General features: G+C 68.9%; 21 protein-coding genes and 1 tRNA gene. 12 read left to right on the top strand and 10 right to left on the bottom strand.

Annotated features, from left to right (window positions below; genetic code table 11):
* Positions 1 to 85: 85 nt before the first annotated feature.
* The 5 genes from IEV64_RS02215 to IEV64_RS02195 all read left to right on the top strand — a co-directional run bounded on the left by IEV64_RS02215 (position 86) and on the right by IEV64_RS02195 (position 5,417).
* Entirely contained in the window at positions 86 to 1,423 is a 1,338-nt protein-coding gene (locus IEV64_RS02215) for a sodium-dependent transporter (protein WP_188423020.1), read from the top strand.
* A 172-nt stretch (positions 1,424 to 1,595) separates the two neighbouring features.
* Positions 1,596 to 3,014, top strand: a complete 1,419-nt coding sequence (locus tag IEV64_RS02210) for a sodium-dependent transporter (protein ID WP_007274608.1) — start codon at positions 1,596 to 1,598, stop codon at positions 3,012 to 3,014.
* 226 nt (positions 3,015 to 3,240) lie between these two features.
* Positions 3,241 to 4,785 carry an acyl-CoA carboxylase subunit beta gene (locus IEV64_RS02205; protein ID WP_007274609.1) on the top strand — a complete coding sequence of 515 codons (1,545 nt, stop codon included), beginning with the start codon at positions 3,241 to 3,243 and terminating at the stop codon, positions 4,783 to 4,785.
* A complete protein-coding gene (locus IEV64_RS02200) occupies positions 4,782 to 5,051 on the top strand; it encodes a DUF8022 family protein (RefSeq protein ID WP_007274610.1) in 270 nt (89 codons plus the stop codon). Before IEV64_RS02205 ends, IEV64_RS02200 begins: the two co-directional genes overlap by 4 nt.
* 63 nt (positions 5,052 to 5,114) lie before the next feature.
* Positions 5,115 to 5,417 (top strand): hypothetical protein, encoded by a 303-nt coding sequence (locus IEV64_RS02195; RefSeq protein ID WP_188423019.1) that lies wholly within the window; start codon positions 5,115 to 5,117, stop codon positions 5,415 to 5,417.
* Positions 5,418 to 5,453: 36 nt separating this feature from the next.
* On the opposite strand, the gene IEV64_RS02190 is transcribed toward IEV64_RS02195, so the two are convergent.
* The 7 genes from IEV64_RS02190 to IEV64_RS02160 form a co-directional block, all read right to left on the bottom strand.
* Positions 5,454 to 6,110, bottom strand: coding sequence for a glycerophosphodiester phosphodiesterase (locus tag IEV64_RS02190; protein ID WP_188423018.1), 657 nt, complete (start codon positions 6,108 to 6,110; stop codon positions 5,454 to 5,456).
* A gap of 204 nt (positions 6,111 to 6,314) precedes the next feature.
* Positions 6,315 to 6,503, bottom strand: a complete 189-nt coding sequence (locus tag IEV64_RS02185; RefSeq protein WP_004042417.1) for a 30S ribosomal protein S17e — start codon at positions 6,501 to 6,503, stop codon at positions 6,315 to 6,317.
* Between the two features lie 24 nt (positions 6,504 to 6,527).
* On the bottom strand, positions 6,528 to 7,202 hold the full coding sequence (locus IEV64_RS02180; RefSeq protein ID WP_188423017.1) for a DUF447 domain-containing protein: 675 nt from the start codon (positions 7,200 to 7,202) through the stop codon (positions 6,528 to 6,530).
* Positions 7,199 to 8,059: a triphosphoribosyl-dephospho-CoA synthase gene (locus IEV64_RS02175; RefSeq protein ID WP_188423016.1), complete on the bottom strand. Its 861-nt coding sequence runs from the start codon at positions 8,057 to 8,059 to the stop codon at positions 7,199 to 7,201. The genes IEV64_RS02180 and IEV64_RS02175 overlap by 4 nt, the downstream gene beginning before the upstream one ends.
* Positions 8,059 to 8,850 carry a tRNA-dihydrouridine synthase gene (locus IEV64_RS02170; protein ID WP_188423015.1) on the bottom strand — a complete coding sequence of 264 codons (792 nt, stop codon included), beginning with the start codon at positions 8,848 to 8,850 and terminating at the stop codon, positions 8,059 to 8,061. Before IEV64_RS02170 ends, IEV64_RS02175 begins: the two co-directional genes overlap by 1 nt.
* On the bottom strand, positions 8,850 to 9,842 hold the full coding sequence (cofD, locus tag IEV64_RS02165; RefSeq protein WP_188423014.1) for a 2-phospho-L-lactate transferase: 993 nt from the start codon (positions 9,840 to 9,842) through the stop codon (positions 8,850 to 8,852). Before cofD ends, IEV64_RS02170 begins: the two co-directional genes overlap by 1 nt.
* A 102-nt stretch (positions 9,843 to 9,944) precedes the next feature.
* Positions 9,945 to 10,205 carry a hypothetical protein gene (locus tag IEV64_RS02160; protein ID WP_188423013.1) on the bottom strand — a complete coding sequence of 87 codons (261 nt, stop codon included), beginning with the start codon at positions 10,203 to 10,205 and terminating at the stop codon, positions 9,945 to 9,947.
* Positions 10,206 to 10,330: 125 nt separating this feature from the next.
* Between IEV64_RS02160 and IEV64_RS02155 the strand changes: the two genes are divergently transcribed.
* The 4 genes from IEV64_RS02155 to IEV64_RS02140 all read left to right on the top strand — a co-directional run bounded on the left by IEV64_RS02155 (position 10,331) and on the right by IEV64_RS02140 (position 14,562).
* The gene (locus IEV64_RS02155; RefSeq protein WP_188423012.1) at positions 10,331 to 11,503 is read left to right on the top strand and encodes an HD domain-containing protein; all 1,173 of its coding nucleotides are present in this window, start codon (positions 10,331 to 10,333) and stop codon (positions 11,501 to 11,503) included.
* 69 nt (positions 11,504 to 11,572) lie between these two features.
* Entirely contained in the window at positions 11,573 to 12,796 is a 1,224-nt protein-coding gene (locus tag IEV64_RS02150) for an HD domain-containing protein (protein WP_188423011.1), read from the top strand.
* Positions 12,797 to 12,848: 52 nt separating this feature from the next.
* Positions 12,849 to 13,862 (top strand): amidohydrolase family protein, encoded by a 1,014-nt coding sequence (locus tag IEV64_RS02145; RefSeq protein WP_007274620.1) that lies wholly within the window; start codon positions 12,849 to 12,851, stop codon positions 13,860 to 13,862.
* A gap of 133 nt (positions 13,863 to 13,995) precedes the next feature.
* Positions 13,996 to 14,562: a universal stress protein gene (locus IEV64_RS02140; RefSeq protein WP_188423010.1), complete on the top strand. Its 567-nt coding sequence runs from the start codon at positions 13,996 to 13,998 to the stop codon at positions 14,560 to 14,562.
* A gap of 48 nt (positions 14,563 to 14,610) precedes the next feature.
* Here the strand turns inward: IEV64_RS02140 and IEV64_RS02135 are convergent, their stop codons facing one another.
* Both IEV64_RS02135 and pccA read right to left on the bottom strand, forming a co-directional pair.
* The gene (locus IEV64_RS02135) at positions 14,611 to 15,765 is read right to left on the bottom strand and encodes a biotin--[acetyl-CoA-carboxylase] ligase (RefSeq protein ID WP_188423009.1); all 1,155 of its coding nucleotides are present in this window, start codon (positions 15,763 to 15,765) and stop codon (positions 14,611 to 14,613) included.
* A 66-nt stretch (positions 15,766 to 15,831) separates the two neighbouring features.
* On the bottom strand, positions 15,832 to 17,631 hold the full coding sequence (pccA, locus tag IEV64_RS02130) for a propionyl-CoA carboxylase biotin carboxylase/biotin-carboxyl carrier subunit (RefSeq protein WP_188423008.1): 1,800 nt from the start codon (positions 17,629 to 17,631) through the stop codon (positions 15,832 to 15,834).
* A 197-nt stretch (positions 17,632 to 17,828) separates the two neighbouring features.
* Here pccA and asd point away from each other — a divergent pair, with 197 nt between their 5' ends.
* From asd to IEV64_RS02115, 3 genes are all read left to right on the top strand, one after another.
* The gene (gene asd, locus IEV64_RS02125) at positions 17,829 to 18,863 is read left to right on the top strand and encodes an aspartate-semialdehyde dehydrogenase (RefSeq protein WP_188423007.1); all 1,035 of its coding nucleotides are present in this window, start codon (positions 17,829 to 17,831) and stop codon (positions 18,861 to 18,863) included.
* An 85-nt stretch (positions 18,864 to 18,948) separates the two neighbouring features.
* Entirely contained in the window at positions 18,949 to 19,467 is a 519-nt protein-coding gene (locus IEV64_RS02120; protein WP_188423006.1) for an HPP family protein, read from the top strand.
* Between the two features lie 300 nt (positions 19,468 to 19,767).
* Positions 19,768 to 20,037 (top strand): DUF7571 family protein, encoded by a 270-nt coding sequence (locus tag IEV64_RS02115; RefSeq protein ID WP_007274626.1) that lies wholly within the window; start codon positions 19,768 to 19,770, stop codon positions 20,035 to 20,037.
* A 217-nt stretch (positions 20,038 to 20,254) separates the two neighbouring features.
* Here IEV64_RS02115 and IEV64_RS02110 read toward each other — a convergent pair.
* Positions 20,255 to 20,325 (bottom strand) — tRNA-Pro (locus tag IEV64_RS02110).
* Between the last annotated feature and the right edge of the window lie 154 nt (positions 20,326 to 20,479).

Below are 20,479 nucleotides of genomic sequence, written 5' to 3'. Positions count from 1 at the left end.
TGGAGAATTATGTTGATTTTCGCTCCGATATGCGACGGCATACCGCGTCATTTATCAGGCCCACATCGGCAACAGGGTGATAGACATGACCGAACGTGAAACGTGGGCAACCAGGGCAGGGTTCATCCTCGCGGCCGTCGGCAGTGCGGTCGGCCTCGGGAACATCTGGCAGTTCCCGTTCAAGACCGCCGAGTTCGGCGGCGCCTCCTTCCTGATCGTCTACCTCGTCGCGGCGCTCGGCATCGGCCTCCCGGCCATCCTCGCCGAGTTCGTCATCGGACGCAAAGCCAACCTGAACACCATCAGCGCCTTCGAGAAACTCGGCTACAAGGAGTGGCGCGTCGTCGGTGCCGTCGGCCTGTTCACCGGCTTCTGGATTCTGTCGTACTACAGCGTCGTCGGCGGCTGGGTCCTCCGGTACATCGGCGGGAGCCTGACGGGCGCGTACTTCGCCGCCCCCGCGGAGTACTTCGGTCAGGTGTCCGCCGGGATGGACGCGCTCGCGCTCCACGCCGTCTTCATGGCGCTCGTCGTCGGCATCGTCGCCGCGGGCATCGAAGACGGCATCGAGAAGGCGACGAAGCTGATGGTGCCGAGCATCGTCGTCATCCTCGGCGCGCTCGCCGTCTTCGCCTTCACGCTCCCCGGCGCGTCGGCGGGCTACGCGTACTTCCTCTCGCCCGACTTCAACGCGCTGTCGGAGAACTTCGCCGAAATCGTCCCCTTCGCCGTCGGCCAGGCGTTCTTCTCGCTGTCGCTCGGCATGGGCGCGATGATTACCTACGCCTCCTACATCGACGGCGACCAGAGCCTGTTCGGCGACGGTATCACCATCGTCTTCCTGAACAGCTTCGTCGGCATCCTCGCCGGGCTCGTCGTCCTCCCGCTCCTGTTCGCGCAGGGCATCGACCCCAACACGAGCGGGGCGGGCGCGGTGTTCATCAGCGTCGCCGGCGCGTTCGGCGACATCCCCGGCGGCCAGATAGTCGGCCTCGTCTTCTTCGCGGTCGTGCTCATCGCGGCGCTCTCGTCGGCGATTAGCCTGCTCGAAGTCGTCGTCTCGTGGGCCATCGACAACTACGACGTGTCCCGCCCGCAGATGGCCGTCGGCCTCGGCGGCGTCATCTTCCTGCTCGGCGTCCCCTCGGCCATCGACACCGCGTGGCTCGGCTGGTTCGACACGCTCGCCTACCAACTTCTCCTCCCGCTTTCGGTCCTCGGCATCCTCGTCTTCGCGGCGTGGGTCTACGGCGCGCCCGCCATCGACGAACTGATGAAGGGGAGCGGACTCGGCGAGGGCGTCGGCCTGACGTGGCTCTGGCTCGCCCGCACGCTCGTTATCGTCGCCGTCGTGGCGACGCTCGCCCTCGGCCTCCAGACGCTGTTCCTCGGCGAGAGCCCGGCTATCATCCCGCCCCTCTGAGGCGGCTGACGGTCCCGCTTTTCGAGCGGTTAGGAATCATCGGTAGCGACGCGTATTCTCCGACTATTCAACGGCAATTTTCACGCGTAGACCACTCAAAACCGTTAAATTTCTCCGATGACGTATCGTCGGTCCGAAAGCCCTTTTACCGGTGGACTGGCAATGGGTGGCAATGACACGAGAAACATGGGCAACACGGCTCGGGTTCATCCTCGCGGCCGTCGGTAGCGCGGTCGGCCTCGGGAACATCTGGCGGTTCCCGTGGCAGACCGCAGAAAACGGCGGTAGCGCGTTCCTCGTCGTGTACCTCGGCATCGTCCTCCTCGTCGGCGTCCCCGGACTGCTCGGCGAGTTCGTCATCGGCCGCCGCGCGAAGAAGTCGCCGGTCGGCGCGCTCCGGGACCTCTCGGGGTCGAACAAGTGGGGTATCGTCGGCGCGTTCTCGGTCGTCACCGGCATCTCGTTGCTCTCGTTTTACAGCGTCGTCGGCGGGTGGATTCTCCGCTATCTCCTCGAAAGCGGGGCCGCGGTCGTCGGCGGGAGTCCCGCGTACTTCACGAATCCGGGCCAGTACTTCGGGGGCGTCTCCGCCGGCGTCGACGCGGCGCTCTACCATCTCCTGTTTCTCGGCCTGACCGCGCTCATCGTCTTCGCGGGCGTCCGCAAGGGCATCGAACTCGGCACGAAGGTCATGATGCCCGCCGTGCTCGTGCTCCTCGTCGGGCTCGCCGGCTGGGCCGCGACCCAGCCCAACGCGGCCGCGGGCTACGCCTTCTTCCTCCGGTTCGACCCCTCGGTCATCTCCGAGAACTTCTTCGCCATCCTCGGTCCCGCCGCCGGACAGGCGCTTTTCACCCTCTCGCTCGGCGCGGGCACGATGATAACGTACTCCTCGTACCTCGGCGAGGACCGCTCGCTTCCCTTCGACGGGAGCGCCATCGCCATCCTCAACACGGCGGTCGGCGTCATCACCGGCCTCGTCGTCTTCCCGCTTCTGTTCTCGCAGGGCATCAACCCGACCGAGACCGGCACCGGGCCGGGCGCGCTGTTCGTCGGCCTCGCCGGAGCGTTCTCGCAACTCCCCGCGGGGACGCTCATCGCCACCGCGTTCTTCGCCGTCGTGACGCTCGCGGCGCTGTCGAGTTCCATCAGCATGCTCGAAATCCCCGTCGCGTTCCTCGTCGACGAGTACGGCGTCTCCCGCGGACGCGCCGTGTCCGGGATGACCGCGTTCGTCGCCGTCACCGGGACCGTCTGCGCGTTCAACCCGGCCGTCTTCGGCTTCGTCGCCGGGCCGCTCGTGAACGTCCTCCTGACCGCCGGCCTCGCCGCGTTCCTCCTGTTCGTCGGCTGGGTCATGGGCCGCGAGGCGCTCGAAGAGTTCGCCGCGGGCGCGGGCGACTTCGGGAAGTCCCTCGGCACGCCGTGGCTCTTCGCCGTCGGCGTCGTCCTCCCGCTGTTCCTCGTGTTCACGCTCCTCACGCACTTCGGCGTGGACACGACCATCGGCTTCTGGCCGACCGTCGCCGTCGCCGTCGTCGCGTCCGCCGCCGCCTTCTTCGGGCTTCGACAGCCCGACTCGGTCGTCTGAGCGGCGACCCCCCCGCGTTCGGGCGGTGACTCGACGCCGTTTCCGCTGTTTCCTCCGTTTTCGACTGACGCGACCGCGAGGAGTGACCCGCACCGCGGCGTAACTGTGATTATTGTTCCATCTATTATTCGACAACTGTCGAAGTAAGGGTTGCCGGATTGCGGAACTCCTTTGACCGAGGACTGCGGACCGATGTTTCAATGAGCGAAGGTGGTCTGGCATGACGATGGAAGACCGGATCGACGAACTCCGCGAGAAGCGCGAGGAAGCCCTGAAGGGCGGCGGCGAGGACCGAATCGCCTCCCAGCACGACAAGGGCAAGATGACCGCCCGCGAGCGCATCGACTACTTCCTCGACGACGGCACCTTCCGCGAGTTCGACCAGTTCCGGACCCACCGAAACCACAAGTTCGGCATGGAGGAGACGAAGCTCCCCGGCGACGGCGTCATCACCGGCTACGGCGAGGTCGACGGCCGAACCGTCTTCGTCTTCGCCCACGACTTCACCGTCTTCGGCGGCTCGCTCGGCGAGGTGTTCGCCGAGAAGGTCTGTAAGGTGATGGACAAGGCGATGGAGGTCGGCGCGCCCGTCGTCGGCCTCAACGACTCCGCGGGCGCGCGGATTCAGGAGGGAGTCCAGTCGCTCGGCGGCTTCGGCGAAATCTTCCGCCGCAACACCGAGGCGTCGGGCGTCATCCCGCAGATTTCGGCCATCATGGGCCCCTGCGCGGGCGGCGCGGTGTACTCCCCCGCGCTGACGGACTTCACCTTCATGGTCCGCGACACGAGCCACATGTTCATCACCGGCCCGGACGTCATCAAGACGGTCACCGGCGAGGAGGTCACCTTCGACGAACTCGGCGGCGCGACGACCCACACCTCGACAAGCGGGGTCGCCCACTTCGCCACCGACACCGAGGAACAGGCGCTCGACGACATCCGCCACCTGCTTTCGTACCTCCCGCAGAACAACGTCGAGGACCCGCCGCGCGTTGAGCCGTGGGACGACCCCGAGCGCGTCGACGACGACCTCGCCGAGGTCGTGCCCGACCAGCCGCGCAAGCCCTACGACATCCACGACGTGCTCGACGGCGTCCTCGACGAGGGCTCCTTCTTCGGCGTCCAAGAGGACTTCGCGAAGAACATCGTCGTCGGCTTCGGTCGCCTCGACGGCCGCTCGGTCGGCATCGTCGCAAACCAGCCCCGCGTGAACGCCGGCACCCTCAACATCGAGGCCTCCGAGAAGGGCGCGCGCTTCATCCGCTTTTGCGACTCCTTCAACATCCCCATCCTCTCGTTCGTGGACGTGCCCGGCTTCCTGCCCGGCACCGACCAGGAACACAACGGCATCATCCGCCACGGCGCGAAGCTCCTCTATGCCTACTCCGAGGCGACGGTCCCCCTCATGACCGTCATCACGCGCAAGGCCTACGGCGGCGCGTACGACGTGATGGCCTCGAAACACCTCGGCGCGGACGTGAACTACGCGTGGCCGACCGCCGAAATCGCCGTGATGGGCCCGCAGGGCGCGGTCAACATCCTCTACCGCGACGAACTCGACGCCGCGGACGACCCCGACGCCCGCCGCGACGAACTCATCGAGGAGTACCGCGAGGAGTTCGCCAACCCCTACACCGCCGCGGACCGCGGCTTCATCGACGACGTCATCGAACCCGGCGAGACCCGCGAGCGGCTCATCTCGGACCTTCGGATGCTGAACTCCAAGCGCAAGTCCCAACCCGATAAGAAACACGGCAACATCCCGCTATGAGCGGCGAACTGCTGTCTGGGCTGTCGATTCCGGACGACGCCGACGCCGAGGAGGCCGCCGCCATCGCCGCCGCCGTCGGCGCGCACCTCCACGACCAGTCGGTCGCCGCGGCCGCCGCGGCCGCAGACGACGACGAGGAGACGTGGAACGAAAAGCGCTGGCGGTACGCCGGCCGCCTCGAATCGGTCACGGGCTGTGGCCGCCGCGTCCCCTCCGGCGCGCCGACCGACGCGTGGGCCGCCTCTGGCCGCGTCGACCGGTTCTAAATCGGAGGTCTGCGGTTTCACGACAGAACGCTTACATTCTCGCCCGGCGTCAGTCGGTCCAATATGGTCCAATCCGCGCTCGTCTGGCTGTTTCTCAACGCCGTCCTCGCCGGGTTCGCCGCCGTCGCGGTCGCAGTACACTACGCCGACGAGCGCGAACCCGACTTCGTCTCCGCGGCGCTCGCCGCCGTCTTCGTCGGGTCCTGCGTCGAACTCGGGATGGCAAACGGCTACATTCCCGATAGCGCGCTCTCGACTGCCGTCGTCGGGGTCTGCATCGTCGTCGCCCTCGTCTCGCTCGCGCTCGGTGTGAAACGGGACCAGACGGCGTTTCAAGCGTTTCGCGGGGGCGCTCGGTCTCGGTAGTTGGCAGTCAGTAGCCGGCAGTCGGTGGCCCGTCGTTTACCCCGCGACTCCCGGGTCGTCGACGACGACGCCATCCACGCCGTACTCCCGGAGTCGCCGCGCGACTTCGCGGTCGGGGACCGTCCACGCGTTGACCTCGAAGCCGCGGTCGTGCGCCTCCTCGACCCGCGCCGACGAGAGCAGGTCGTAGTGCGGGTGGACGGCCGCGCAGTCGAGGTCGGCGGCGACCGCCAGCGACTCCGCCCAGTCGGCCGCGAAGAGGAACGCGACCGGGAGCGCGCTCGCCTCGCGCACCTCGCGGAGCGCCTCGGCGTCGAACGACGAGACGAGTATCTCGTTTCCCGCGTCGGCGACGACGGCCGCGAGGTCGGCGGCGAGGCCGCTTTCTTTCAGTTCGACGTTGACCGCGACGCGGTCCGGGAGGACGTCGAACACCGCGGCGAGCGTCGGAACCGACTCCTCGGAGTCGCCGACCGTGAGTGCCTGCAACTCCGCGAGACTCGTGTCGGCGACGCGGCCGGGCGCGCCGGTCAGGCGGTCAAGCGTCTCGTCGTGGAAGACGACGAGTTCGCCGGAACCACAGCGCCGAACGTCGAGTTCGACCCAGTCGAGTCGCGTTGCGGCCGCCTCGAAGGCGGCGAGCGTGTTCTCGGGGGCGAGGGCGGGACAGCCGCGGTGACCGATGACGCGCATGCCGGTACGTCGCGGGAGGGCGGCCTAAACGCTTCCTCCGGACCGGTCGAAAGCCCTCGGGAGGGGTTCGTTCGGGTATAGTGTACTGGGAACCGACGCGTGCGGGGCCACGCGCCCGCGGCTCCCGGACGCGAGCGGACCGGCGCGGCCGCTCCGCGCGGGCTGGAGAAGATGTGTTCGCAGAGAGAATCGACTGACTCGAACTTACGCGCCCTGGCCGCCCTTCTTGCGCGTGATGTAGCCGGCGATGCGGTTGCGGACGCCCTTCGACTCGACCGTGGTCAGTTCCTCGACGCTGTCCTTGTTCGTCTCGAAGTCCGTGTTGAACGCCTGCGGGTATCGCTCCAGCAGGATGTTACCAAGCTGCTTGACGTACTTGGGCTTGATTGCCATGTCGGAAGATTCCCCGGACGAACACTAAAACGATTCGTTCCGTCTCGCGGCCGCCCGCTCGCGCCAGCCCGTCAACTCGTCGATTCGTTCGAACGCCTCGCGCTCTCTGTTCCCGCCGCATTTCTCGACCGTCTCGGCGAAGTAGTCGAGTCGGTCCAGCAGGTCGTCGGTGTCGAACGCCGGCACGTCGAGGCGCGAGGCCGCCACCGTCGCGTCGACGACCGCGCCGAAGCCGCGGTTGATGGTGAACGGTCGGCGTTGCTCGACCGCGGCATCGACGGGCCGGAGTTCCCATTCCTCCCACTCGGTCCCGCCGTCCTCGCCGGAATCGACCGCGGTTGCCTCGACTTCGGCCCACGCGTCGGCCGAGTCGAGGACCGGCGACTCCCGCTCGTAGATGGTCATCGCGGCCTCGACGAACGCCCGCGGGTCGGAGACGAACTGGACGACACCGCCGCCCTGTCGATGGAAGTTCCGACGGGTCCGGGTGTTGCCCCACGTCGTCGCGGTCGCCGGCGGTGGCGACCCGGAAGACACGCCGGCGGGAGCGTCGCCGGCCTCCGGCGCGTGGACGCCGAGCGCCGCGAAGTTCCACCGGTCGTTCGGCCCGAGCGTGGCGACGACCGTCTCGGTGACGCCGCGGAGTTCGACGGGCCAGTCAACCGCGCTGTCGGGGCCGGATTCGCGCTCGTCGCTCACAGCGGCACCCCCCGCTCCAGCGCGACGAACGTCGCCGCGCAGGCGATGTCGGCGGTCGTCCCGGGGTTGATGCCCTCGGCGACGAACGCCTCGGCCAGTTCCTCGGCCTCGTCGGGGTCCGAGATGTCGGCCGCGCGGGCCATCACGTCGCGGGCGACGGCCTCGCCGTGATTCGTCGCCACGAGCGTGTCCGGTTCCTCCGCGAGCAGGTCGAGAAACGCGCGAGCGACGCGGTCGGTGACGGGGCCGTCGTCGGCGAGGATGGCCTCGGCCGCGCGGAAGGTCCGGGCGAAGCCGCCGGTCCACTCGCGGGCGTTGGCGTCGCGGTCGGCGCTCAGGTCCATCACGTCGGAGAGCGTGACTCCGCGCTCTCGGAGCGCCTCGGCGGCGTCGCCGCCGCGCCGAACGTCGAGGTCCGGGGCGTCCTCGGGCACGTCGCCGACGGCCACGTCGACGTGTTCGAACGCGCGGTAGAACCCGACCGCGTCGGCGACGGTGGTCGATTCGGCCACGTCGGTCGCGCCCGCGGGAGTGAGGTCGCGGTCGTCGTCCGCGGCGGCCCGGACGAGCGGCACGAGAAGCAGGAGACAGCCGAACTGGGTGTTGCCGCCGCCCTGTCGGCTCATCCCGGCGACCGCCGCCTCGAACGCCTCGCCGACCGACGCGCCCGATTCGGCCAGTTCGAGACCGGCCGCGGAGCCGACCGCGCCCGTGAGGAAGTGTTCGAAGTGCAGGTCAGAGAGGTCGCGCCGGCGGTCGACGTTGCCCGGCTTGGGCGTGCCCGCGACTTCGAGCAGGAGCGCGAGTTCGGCGTGGCGCGCGGGGCCGAACCCGCGGTCCGAGACGGGCGCGACCATCAGGCCGACACCCCGCCGTCGTCGCCCGACTCGGCGGCGTTCCCGCGTTCGGCGAACCAGTCGTCCACGGCGGTTCGGACCCGGCGGAGGACCGTCTGATTGTCGCTCGGCCGCCCGACGCTCACCGCGTCGGCCCCGCAGTCGAGGTACTCGGTCGCCGTCTCGCGGTCGCGGACGCCGTTGTTGGCGACGAGAAAGAGGTCGGGCGCGGCGGCGGCCACGTCGGCAATCACGGCTTCGGAGTCCATCGCGTCGACGTGGAGCCAGTCGGCCCCCGCGTCGGCGAGCGTGACCGCGAGGCTCGGGAGGTCGACGCCGTCGATTTCGGCGCGGACTTTCGCGCCGACCGGCGCGTCCGACTCGGCGGCCGCGGCGACGTACGCGGCCAGTCGGTCGGAATCGCGCAGGAGCGTCTCGCCACAGCCGACGGCGCAGAGTTCGTCCTGTCGGCAGTGGGCGTTTATCTCCACGCCAGCGCCGCGGTCGGCGCAGACGGCGGCGACCTCTCGAATCGGGTCGGCCGAGGTCGCTCTGACGTTGACGGCGACGAAGCGGTCTTCGCCGTCGAACCCGGCGAGGGAATCGAGTTGGTCGGACACGAAGGCGACCGGGTCGTCGGCGAGGAACTCCGAGCGCCCGCGGGCGACGAGGTCGCGGGCCGCCGCCTGCGAGGGCTCGTCGAGGGCGACGCCGCCGAGGAACGCCGCGCCGACGTGGGGGGCCGCGCCCTCGGCCCACGCGGCGTCGGACTCGCCGCTGAGGCTCGAAACGGCGACTCGCGGGGCGAACATCACGACACCTCCGCGAGCGCCTCGGAAACGGCGCGGGCGACGCGCTCGGCGTCGTCGGGACCGTCGATTCGGGTGTCGGTCCGAACGACCGGGCGGTCGAGGTCGGTGCCGTCGTCCGCGTCGAGGACGAACGCGTCGGCGAAGGGGTAGGCCTCGGCGACGCCCGCGGTCGAGGGGTCGTAGCCGACGCCCTCCATGAGGTCGGCGGCGGGGCCGGAGAACACGGTGTCCTCCACGAACGGCGAGACGGCGACGACCGGCGTGTCGGCGAGGGCGTCCGCGAAGCCGTCGATGGCGAGCATCGGCCCGATGCTCGTGACGGGGTTCGAGGGGCCGACGACGACAGGTTCTGCGAGGGCGTCGGCGACTTCGTCGGTGACTGCGGCGTCGTCGGCCCCGCGGAACTCCACGTCGCGGACGGCGGGGTCGGCGCGGCGGTGGACCCAGTACTCCTGAAAGTGCATCGTCCCTTCGTCGGTGTGAATCAGCGTCGCCACGGGGTCGTCGCTCATCGGGAGGAGCGACACGTCGAGGTCGAAGGCGTCGGCGAGCGTCCGTGTGACCTCGGTGAGCGAGTTCCCCTCGTCGAGAAGCGAGGTGCGGGTGATGTGGACCGCGCGGTCGCGGTCGCCGATTTCCATGAACTCCGCGACGCCGGAGAAGCGCCGCCAGCGGGCGATGTCGCGGCCGACGGTCTGGGCCGACTCGGGGAGGTAGCGCGGCCCGGGTTCGAGCCCGGCCGCGTCGGCGAGGCGGTGGAGTTCGTCGTCGGTCGCGGTGGTGTCGTCGGCGATGCCCCACCAGCGGTCGGTATCGAGGACGCCGCCGCCGGCGAAGAGGACGGTGTCCACGTCGGGACAGACGAGGTGGCCGCCGAGTTCCACGTCGTCGCCGGTGTTGGCGACGACGGTCGTCTCGGCGGGGTCGAACACCCCGGCGGCCCCGTCGAGGAGTTTGGGGGTGCCCGTACCCCCGGCGAGGAAGGTGACCATGATGCGCCGTAGGGCGAGTGTCCGTTTGAAAGTTCCTTCACCGGAGACGCCGGCCGGTCGTCGGTGGATGTCGATAAGTCGTGGAGCCCCACGACGCCCTCGTCAGGGCCCGCCGCGATAGGCTACCGACACGTCGAACTCCGACGGCATCACCTGTCCGGCGACCGCCTTCCTGACGAAGTAGCCCGAGAAGCCGGTCGTCACGGCCGCACCGAGGCCGGACATGACGAACATCGCGCGCCCGGCGGTCACGCCGGTCAGGGCGCTCATCGCGGCCCAGTACCCCGCGAAGACCACGGAGAGACACGCGAAGCCGACGAGGGCGTAGCCGATGGCGTTTCCGAGTGCCGAGCGGAGGCTCATGTCGGCGTCTCGTTGCTCCCGAGTGAAACGGTTTGTGGGCGGCCGAACAGGAGTCACCCCGCCTATCGCGCCCCTGCGACGGCGCGAATGCTCGGCTATTTGACTCCTCTCGTGTTACACCCGCCATGACCGCCGTCAAGGACAGCGTCCACGACTACATCTCCCTCGACCCCGTGGCCGCCGAACTGGTCGACACGCCCGCGTTCCAGCGGCTTCGACACATCAAACAGCTCTCGACGGTCCGGCTCGTCTACCCCTCCGCGAGCCACACGCGGTTCGAACACAGCCTCGGCGTCTATCACCTCGCCTCCCGAGCCCTCTCGCATCTCGGCGTCGACGGCGACCGCGCCGCCCACGTCCGCGCCGCCGCGCTCCTCCACGACGTCGGCCACGGCCCCTACGGCCACCAGACCGAAGAGCTCATCCGCCGGCGCACCGGCCGCGACCACGACGAGATTCACCACCTGCTCGACGGGACCGCGGTCGGCGCGGTCCTGACCGACCACGGTCTCGACCCGGACCGCGTCGCCGACATGGTCGACGGCGCGGGCGGCCTCGGGCAGTTGGTCTCGGGCGAGTTGGACGTTGACCGGATGGATTACCTCGTCCGCGACGCCCACCACACCGGCGTCCCCTACGGAACCATCGACCACGGCCGCCTCGTCCGCGAACTCCGGTACCGAGACGGCGAACTCGTGTTGGCCGAGGGGAACGTCCAGACCGCCGAATCACTGCTTCTCGCCCGGGCGCTGATGAACGCGACCGTCTACCGCCACCACGTCTCCCGCATCGCGGGCGCGATGCTCGAACGCGCCTCCGAGCGCCTCGTCGACGACGGCGTGCCCATCGAGGAGTTCGTCCGGATGGCCGACCACGACCTGCTCGTCGCCCTCGGCGAGCGCGTGCCCGACCTCGGCCGCCGAATCGAGCGCCGCGACCTCTACAAGCGCGCCGTCTGGGCCCCTATCGACGCCGTGCCGACCGACGTGGTCGAACTCGACTACGAGGCGACGTGGACGGCCGAGCGGGAGGTCGCCGACGCCGCCGACGTGTCGCCCGAATCGGTCATCGTGGACGCGCCGTCGCGGCCGCGAATCAAGGAGTCCCGGTCGCGCGTCGTCGTCAACGGCGTCGTCCGACGGCTCGAAGACGCCTCCGAACTCGTGGGCGCGCTCCGGTCGACTGAGCGGACGCAGTGGCGACTCGGCGTCTACGCGCCCGAGGCGGTCCGCGACGAGGTGGCCGCGGCCGCCGTGGACGTGCTCGGGCTCCCGGTTCGCGTGACGACCCCCGTCTGAAGCGCGCGGAGAGTCGGCGAGACACGGCCGTCCGACCCTTTTTCACCGATGGCGGCCGACTCACCCACCATGACGACCATCAAGGACAGCGTCCACGACCACATCGAGGTCGAGGGCGCGGCCGAAGCCCTCCTCGATACGCCGGAGATGCAGCGCCTCCGGCACATCAAGCAGTTGGGAACCGTCCAGCTGGTCTACCCCTCGGCGAACCACACGCGGTTCGAGCACAGCCTCGGCGTCTACCACCTCGCCTCTCGCGCCCTCTCGCATCTCGGCATCGAGGGCGACGCCGCCGCCCACGTCGAGGCCGCGGCGCTCCTCCACGACGTCGGCCACGGTCCCTACAGCCACAACATCGAGGACGTGACCCACCGCCACACCGGCAAGTACCACGACGACGTGGAGGAACTCGTCGCGCGCGGGACCGTCGGCGAGACGCTGGAGGCCGAGGGGTTGGACTCCGAGCGCGTCGCCGCCCTCGTCGAAGGCGACGGAGAGTTCGGCCAACTCGTCTCCGGGGAGTTGGACGTCGACCGGATGGACTACCTCGTCCGCGACGCCCACCACACCGGCGTCCCCTACGGCACCATCGACCACGAGCGCCTGATTCGGGAACTGACGTTCGTCGACGGCGAGTTGGTCCTCGCGGAGGGGAACGTCCAGACCGCCGAATCGCTCCTTCTCGCCCGCGCGCTCATGAACCCGACCGTCTACCAGCACCACGTCGCGCGCATCTCGAAGGCGATGCTCCGGCGCGCGTCGGAGCGACTGCTCGACGAACCCGACATCGACGCCGAGGAGCTCCGCCGGATGGACGACCCCGACCTGCTCGTCGCGCTCCGCCTCACCGACTCGACGAGGGGGTTCGCCGAGCGACTGGCCACCCGCGACCTCTACAAGCGCGCGGTCTGGGCGGAGTTGCCGAACGTCCCCGACTCGATTATCGACGCCGAACACGACGCGCTCGCGGCGTTCGAGCGGGACATCGCCGACGCCGCCGACGTGTCGCCCGAGTCGGTCATCCTCGACGTGCCCTCGCGCCCGTCGATGACCGAGTCCTCGTCGCGGGTGATGGTCAACGGCGAGATGCGGCAGTTGGAGCGGGAGTCGCCGCTCGTGCAGGCGCTCCGGACCGCACAGGAACAGCAGTGGCGACTCGGGGTCTACGCCCCGCGCGAGGAGACAGAGCGGGTCGGCCGCGCGGCCGCCGACGTGCTCGGCCTCGACGTGGACGGCGCACTCGTCGCCGAGGTCAGAAGCGGTCTCAACGCGACGCTCGACGAGTTCGAGTAGCCGCCGTCCCGAGACGGGAGGTTCAAGCACCGCCGAGACGCAGTCGAGAGCGATGCAACTCGAGGGTACGATACTCCGCGGCCGCGACTTCGACCCGGTCGAGGGGCGGGTCGTCGTCGAAGAGGGCACGATAACCGCAATCGAGGAGACGGCGACCGATTCGACGGATATCATCCTGCCTGCGTTCGTCAACGCCCACACCCACCTCGGCGACTCCATCGCCAAGGAGGCCGGCGAGGGGCTGTCGCTCGACGACCTCGTCGCGCCGCCGGACGGGCTGAAACACCGACTGCTCCGCGCGGCCAGCACCGAGGAGAAAGCCGCCGCGATGCACCGGTCGCTCCGGATGATGGAGGCCGGCGGGACGGCGGCGTGTCTGGAGTTCCGCGAGGGAGGCGTCGAGGGCGTCGACGTCATCCGGCGGGCGCTCGACGGCCGCGACATCGAGGCGGTCGTCTTCGGCCGCGAGACGGCGGACGCGATGGAAATCGCCGACGGCTTCGGCGCGTCGGGCGCGCGGGACGGCGAGTTCGGCGCGCTCCGGAACGCGACGGCGGCCGCCGGAAAGCTGTTCGGCATCCACGCGGGCGAGCGCGACGCCCACGACATCAACGCCGCGTTGGACCTCGAACCGGACTTCCTCGTCCACATGGTCCACCCCGAGGCGCTCCACCTCGAACGCGTCGAGGACAGCGAGATACCCGTCGTCATCTGCCCGCGGTCGAACCTCGTCACCGACGCGGGCGTCGCGCCGATTCGCGAACTGGTCGACCGCACCACCGTCGCGCTCGGCACGGACAACGTGATGCTCAACAGCCCCTCGATGTTCCGCGAGATGGAGTTCACCTCCAAGCTGGCGGACGTGTCGGCCGCCGAAGTCCTCCGCATGGCGACCGTCAACGGGGCCGAAATCGCCGGGCTGAACTACGGCCTCGTCGAGGAGGGCCGCGACGCCAAGCTTCTGGTCCTCGACGGCGACACGGACAACCTCGCGGGCGTCGAGGACGTGGTCCGCGCCGTCGTCCGCCGGGCCGGACAGGCGGACGTGAAAGACGTGTACCTCTGAGTTCGGACGAGCCCCCGCTTCCGGAATCTGCACCCGACGGGCCGCAGAGCGCGTACGGGGCAGACCTATTCTCGCAGTACTCCTCCCGTAGCAAAGGGTTATTACCGACCCCGAGAATATGTTATCAAGTGTCATGGTGTTGTACGACCGAATCATCGTTCCCATCGACGGCTCCGCCGGCTCCGAGCGCGTCGCGGTCCACGCGGCGGCGTTAGCGGCCGTCCACGATGCGGAACTCCACGGGGTGTACGTGGTGAACGCGGGGAGCTTCGCGGGGCTCCCGATGGAATCGTCGTGGGAGGGGCTCGACGACATGTTGCGCGCCGACGCCGAGTCGGCGCTCGACCAAGTCGAGCGCGCGGCCGAGGCGCAGGGGGTCCCCGCCGAGACGCACGTCCTCGAAGGGACCCCGAGCCGCGAAATCGTCGAGTTCGCCGAGCGCGGCGAGTGCGACCTCATCGTGATGGGGACCCACGGCCGCGGCGGCATCGACCGGCTCCTCCTCGGGTCGGTCGCAGAAAAGGTCGTCCGCGCGTCGAAAGTCCCCGTCCTGACCGTCCGCATCGAGGGCGGCGGCGACGACGCCGACGAGCACGCCGTCGAGGTGCCGGGCGAGGCCGCGCCGGAGTCGCCCGCGGATTCTCCCGCGGAGGCTGACGCCGCCGCCGACTCGACGGCGACCGCCGACGGCGGAGAGTAGCGGAACGGCGAACGGCAGAAACAGCGGTGCGCGGGTTCGGTCGCGGATTTAGCGCCCGCCGTCGGCCGGGCGCAGGTGCTCGCAGTCGCCGGCGTGGACTCGTTTTTCTCCCTCGTCGGTCCGGACGACGAGCGTGCCGGGGTGTTCGATATCGACTGCTTCCCCCTCGATGACGCCGCTCGCGGTGTGGACGCGGACCCGCCTTCCGAGCGTGCCCGCCCGCTCGCGCCACGCCGGGAGGACCGCGTCGAGGTCGCCGCGCAGTTCGTCGAAGCGTTCGAGCACCCGCTGGACGAACACGCGGCGTTCGACGGGGCCCGCTTCCGCGGCGACGCTCGTCGCGCCCTCGGGGAGGTCCGCGGGGTCGAGGTTGACGTTGACACCGGGACCGATGACGAGCCACGAGACGCGGTCGGCCTCGCCTTCCATCTCGGTGAGGACGCCGCAGAGCTTTCGGTAGCCGCGGTCGGCGGGCGTGGCGGGGTCGTTCGAACGGTCACCGGCGTGAGCCGGTGAACCTCCGCTCGCTTCGCTCGCGGAAATACCGTCTGCGTTCGCAGACGAACTGCCACTCGCTTCGCTCGTGGCAACGCCACCGGCGTGAGCCGGTGAATCTCCGCTCGCTTCGCTCGCGGAGACACCGTCGGACGCTTTCGCGCCCGACGGGTTATCGTTCGCTTCGCTCACGATAACGTCGTTCGGCCACTTGATGCTCGCGTCAACCCCGGCCTCGCGCGCCGCGTCGCAGACGGCGACGGCCATCGCCAGCGTGTACAGCGGGGCGTACGCCGGCGGTTCGTCCGGGCGGACGAGCAGGCTCAGCCAGACGCCGCCGTCCGGCGCGGACCACTCCCGACGTTTCCGGCCCCGGCTGGCGGTCTGCTCGCGGGCGACGACGACCACGTCGCTCGCGCCCTCGGCGGCGAGTTCGCGGGCGCGGTCGTTCGAGGAGTCGAGCGTCTCGTGGAACTCCACGTCGTAGTCGGCGTCGAGGCCGTACTCGATTGCCGGGCCGCCGTACTCCGGCACGTCGGTGACGACGTAGCCGTCGTCGGCGCTCTCGACGCCGAACCCCTCGTCGCGGAGTGATTCGACGTGCTTCCAGACCGCGGCGCGGGAGACGCCCAGTCGGTCGGCGAGCTCGGGCCCGGAGACGGGACCCGCGGCGAGTGCGTCGAGGAGGGCGCGTCGCGTGTCGCTCATGGAGGTCGGTACCGGCGCACGGGAAAAGAGGTTCGCGGTTCGAGCGTCGGGTCCGAGGCCTCGGGCCTATTCGAGGACGAGCAACACGTCGCCCATGTCGACGCTGTCGCCCTCGGCGACGAGGACCTGCGAGACGGTGCCGCCGCGCTCGGCGACCACGTCGTTTTCCATCTTCATGGCTTCGAGGATGCAGACGGTGTCGCCGGGTTCGACCTCGTCGCCTTCCTCGACTTCGACCGAGAGGATGGTCCCCTGCATCTCGGCGGTGATGGACTCGCCGTCGCCCTCGATAATCTGCTGGGAGTCGTCGTCGTCGCCGTCGTCGCGGCGCTTTCGCGGCCCAGAGGAGTTGGATTTCCCCGAGGCGTCGCCGACCGGGATGGCGGGCGCGCCGCGCTCTTCGAGGCTGACCTCGAAGCGCTTGCCGTTGACCTCGACGGTGAAGGTGCGTTCCGTGACCTCGTCGTCGTCGTCATCGTCGGCGACGGCCTCGGGCGACCAGCGCTCGACGGCGGCCTGGATGCGGTCGGGGTCGAGCACCTCGTCGAGGTACTTCGTCGTGTGGCTCCCCTCGCGGAACGCCTCGTCGGTGAGCATGAGGCGATGGAACGGGATGACCGTGCGAAGCCCCTCGATGTCGAACTCGGCGAGCGCGCGCTCGGCGCGGGCGAGGACCTCCTCGCGGTTCGAGGCGGTGACGATGAGCTTGGCAATCATCGAGTCGTAGTCGCCGCCGATCTCGTCGCCCTGACGCACGGCGTCGTCCATGCGGACGCCGATGCCGCCCGGCGGGTCGTACGTCGCGAGCGTGCCCGTCGCGGGCGCGAACTCCTTTTCGGGGGCTTCGGCGTTGATGCGGAACTCCATCGAGTGGCCCTCGATGTCCACGTCCTCTTGCGAGAAGTCGAGTTCCTCGCCGGCGGCGACGCGCAGTTGCCACTTCACCACGTCGAGGCCCGTCACTTCCTCGGTGACGGTGTGTTCGACCTGAATGCGCGTGTTGACCTCCATGAAGTAGAACTCGCCGTCCTCGACGAGGAACTCCACGGTGCCGGCGTTGGTGTAGTCGGCGGCCCGGACGCCGCGACGGGCGGCCTCGCCGATGCGCTCGCGGAGGTCGTCGGACAGCGCCGGCGACGGGGCCTCCTCGATGACCTTCTGGTGGCGGCGCTGGAGCGAGCAGTCGCGCTCGCCGAGGTGGCGGACGTTACCGTGCTCGTCGGCGAGAATCTGCACCTCGATGTGGCGCGGCGCTTCGAGGTACTTCTCGACGTAGACGGAGGCGTTGTCGAAGTACGCCTCGCCCTCGCGCTTGGCCGTCTCGAACTGCTCGTCGACCTCGTCCTCGGAGTGGACGACCTTCAGGCCGCGGCCGCCGCCGCCACCTTCGGCCTTGATGGCGACCGGGTAGCCGAACTCGTCGGCGACGGCCTTCACGTCGTCGGCGGAGTCGGCGGGCTCGGTCGTGCCGGGGACGACCGGCACGTCGGCGTCCTGCATGAGCGCGCGGGCCTTCGTCTTCTCCCCGAGGCGCTCCATGGCGTCGGCCGACGGGCCGACCCACTTGAACTCGGACGCCTCGACCTTCCGGGCGAACGCGGCGTTCTCAGCGAGGAAGCCGTAGCCGGGGTGGATGGCGTCGGCGTCGGCCTTCCGCGCGGCCTCGATGACCGACTCGTGGTCGAGGTAGGAATCGGCCGCGCGGGCGGGACCGATGTTGTACGCCTCGTCGGCGTACCGCACGTGCCCGCCGTGTTTGTCCGCCTCGCTGTAGACGGCGACGGTCCGGACTCCTAACTCCTCGCAGGCGCGCATGACGCGCACCGCGATCTCGCCTCGGTTGGCGACGAGAACCTTGCTGAACATTTGCGGTAGTCTTTCAGGGAACCGCACGTTATTCTATCGGTTTTACCAACGCACGTCGGTGCCCGCTTCGACAGACGACGATTTGTGTGTTCGACCGTGAAGGAACGGCCGAGATTACACTTCTCTGGCACTATCCGCCGCGAATACTGGTTCAAATCCAAACGGCCTTATGCGTGTGCCACACTACGACACGGGTAATGGCAGTACGAGTCGGCATCCTCGGTGCAACCGGCGCAGTCGGACAGCGATTCATCCAACTCCTCGACGACCACCCGACGTTCGAACTCGCGGCGCTGACCGCGAGCGAGTCGAGCGCGGGCAAGCGATACGACGAGGCCGCGAAGTGGCGCGTCAACACGCCCATCCCGGACGACGTGGCCGCGATGGAAGTCGGCAGCACCGACCCCGCGGACGTGCCCGACGACATCGACCTCCTGTTTTCGTCGCTCCCGTCGTCGGTCGCCGCCGAGGTCGAACCCGAGTTCCTCGAGGCGGGCTACGTCGTCTCGTCGAACTCCTCGAACGACCGCATGGCCTCCGACGTGCCGCTCACGATTCCGGAGATCAATCCGGAGCACCTCGACCTCATCGAGGTCCAGCGCGACCAGCGCGGCTGGGACGGCGCGCTCGTGAAGAACCCGAACTGCTCGACCATCACGATGGTCCCGACGCTCGCCGCGCTCGACCAGTTCGGCCTCGAACGCGTCGACGTCACGACCCTCCAAGCCGTCTCCGGCGCGGGCTACGACGGCGTCACCTCGATGGAGATTATCGACAACGCCATCCCGCACATCGGCGGCGAAGACGAGAAGATGGAGACGGAGTCCCGCAAGCTTCTGGGCTCGTTCGACGGTGCGGAGGTCGCACTCCACGGCGCGGAGGTCAACGCCTCGTGTAACCGCATCCCGACGCTCGACGGCCACCTCGAAAGCGTCTTCGCCGACCTCGCCGACGACGCCTCCCCCGAGGACGTCGCCGCCGCGATGCGCGAGTACCCCGGCGTCGACCTCCCGAGCGCGCCCGAACAGCTCATCCACGTCTTCGAGGACGAGTTCCGCCCACAGCCCCGTCTCGACCGCGACCGCGGCGACGGGATGCAGATTTCGGCCGGCGGCATCCAGTCGACCGACCACGGCGTGAAGTACAACTGCCTCGCGCACAACACGATTCGCGGCGCGGCCGGCGCCTCCGTCCTCAACGGCGAACTGCTCGCCCAAGAGGGCTGGATTTAGGCTCTCCTCCCGCCGACCTCGCGGTCTCCTCTCGCTTCACTCGAATCAGACAGCGTTTTCACGCGACGCCGACAGAGCGTGTCGCATGTCTCGGCGCGGCCTCGAAACGGGGCTCTCCGCCGGCCTGCTCGTCGCCGCGCTCGGCGGTATCGCGTGGGCCACCGGCGAGCCGTTCGTCTTTCCGAGCCTCGGCCCCACGGCGTTCGTACTGGCGTTTCGGCGGCGCGGCGCGCGCGCCCGCTCGACTCGCATCGTCGGCGGCCACGCCGTCGGTGCCGTCGTCGGCTTCGCGGCCTACGCGCTCGTCGCCCCCGGCCTGACGCTCGGTTCGTCGCTTCCGGCCGCGTCGCCGGACACGCTCCGACTCGTCACGAGCGGGGCGGTTTCGGTCGCCGCGACGGGGTGGGCGATGGTCGAACTCGACGCGGTCCACCCGCCGGCGTGCGCGACGACGCTCATCGTCTCGCTCGGCCTGCTCTCGACGCCGCTGTCGGTCGCGACTATCGTGGCGAGCGTGGCCGTGCTCGTGGGCGTCCACCGGGCGGCGGACGCGATGCTCGCCGAGATGTACGGAGACTCCGCCGACGCGGGCGCAGGGAGCTAAACGTCGGCCTTCGGAGCCGTTACTCGGACCAGTAGACGCAGGAGAATGGGTGGTGTGGAGGGCGGCTGATTCCGTTTGCCACCCCCGATGTGCCTCTGACAGCAGCAAATACTAACTCGTCGCCGAGTCACTTACGTATTCTGTGAATCACGTTCGCATCGGGCGCGCTAGATCTTCTCTCGCGTATACGTGACAGTTTCCGTCTCCGACGATGGTCTCTTCCGACTGAGATTCCGCGACAAGAGACTCCTCCGACGACAGGTATATGTGGCACGGTCTCAATTGACACGCTGTATCGCTATGAAGCCGTGCCACAGTTGTCAGGCGGTTATCGACGAGTACATCCTGGACAAAAAGCTCGAAGTGCTGCGCGACCTCACGGTTGACGACTTCAACCTGTGTGCGGACTGCACCACAGTCGTCGCCGATGCGTGCGTGGAATGCGGCGGTGGCGTCTATGTCCCGCGGGGCGAAACGACGGTCCCCGACTACTGTCCGGCGTGCCGCGCGGACCTCATCCGGCGGACGGGCACCGACCCCGGCTGGACCTGCGATGCCGTCTCGACCTGAATAGCGGTTCTCGGCCGATTTTTTGCAGTTGTTGCTGGGTGTAGCAGGAGGTCACATAGTGTCAAGCTCGGAGCCACCACGAGATTTTTGTCCGTCGCCGTTTGGTTACTGCACCGCGAGGCGAGCGAAGCGAGCCCTCACGGGACATTTTTGGTCCAGATTTTTGCGAGGAGACTGTCGCTCGGAGAGCGACAGTCGACGAAGTAAAAAGGTGGAGTGGGACCGCTGAGAGTCGAACTCAGGTCCTACCGACCCCATCGGCAGAGGATACCACTACCCCACGGTCCCGGGGTGCATTCAAAGCGATGCGTGTCTCGCGGTTAAGCCCTTCGTTTCGTCGCGGCGACGCGACGGGGTGACGTGCCACGGTATCGCACCGTCGTCCCGCGGTTCGAACGCTCTCGACCCCTCGGCGTTGCGCCGCGAATACGCTTTTGTCGCC

The organism is Haloferax sulfurifontis, from assembly GCF_014635105.1.
GTDB classification, from domain to species: domain Archaea; phylum Halobacteriota; class Halobacteria; order Halobacteriales; family Haloferacaceae; genus Haloferax; species Haloferax denitrificans.
The sequence above is the reverse complement of the archived record's forward strand: the minus strand, read 5'-3'. Positions and strand labels throughout refer to the sequence as shown.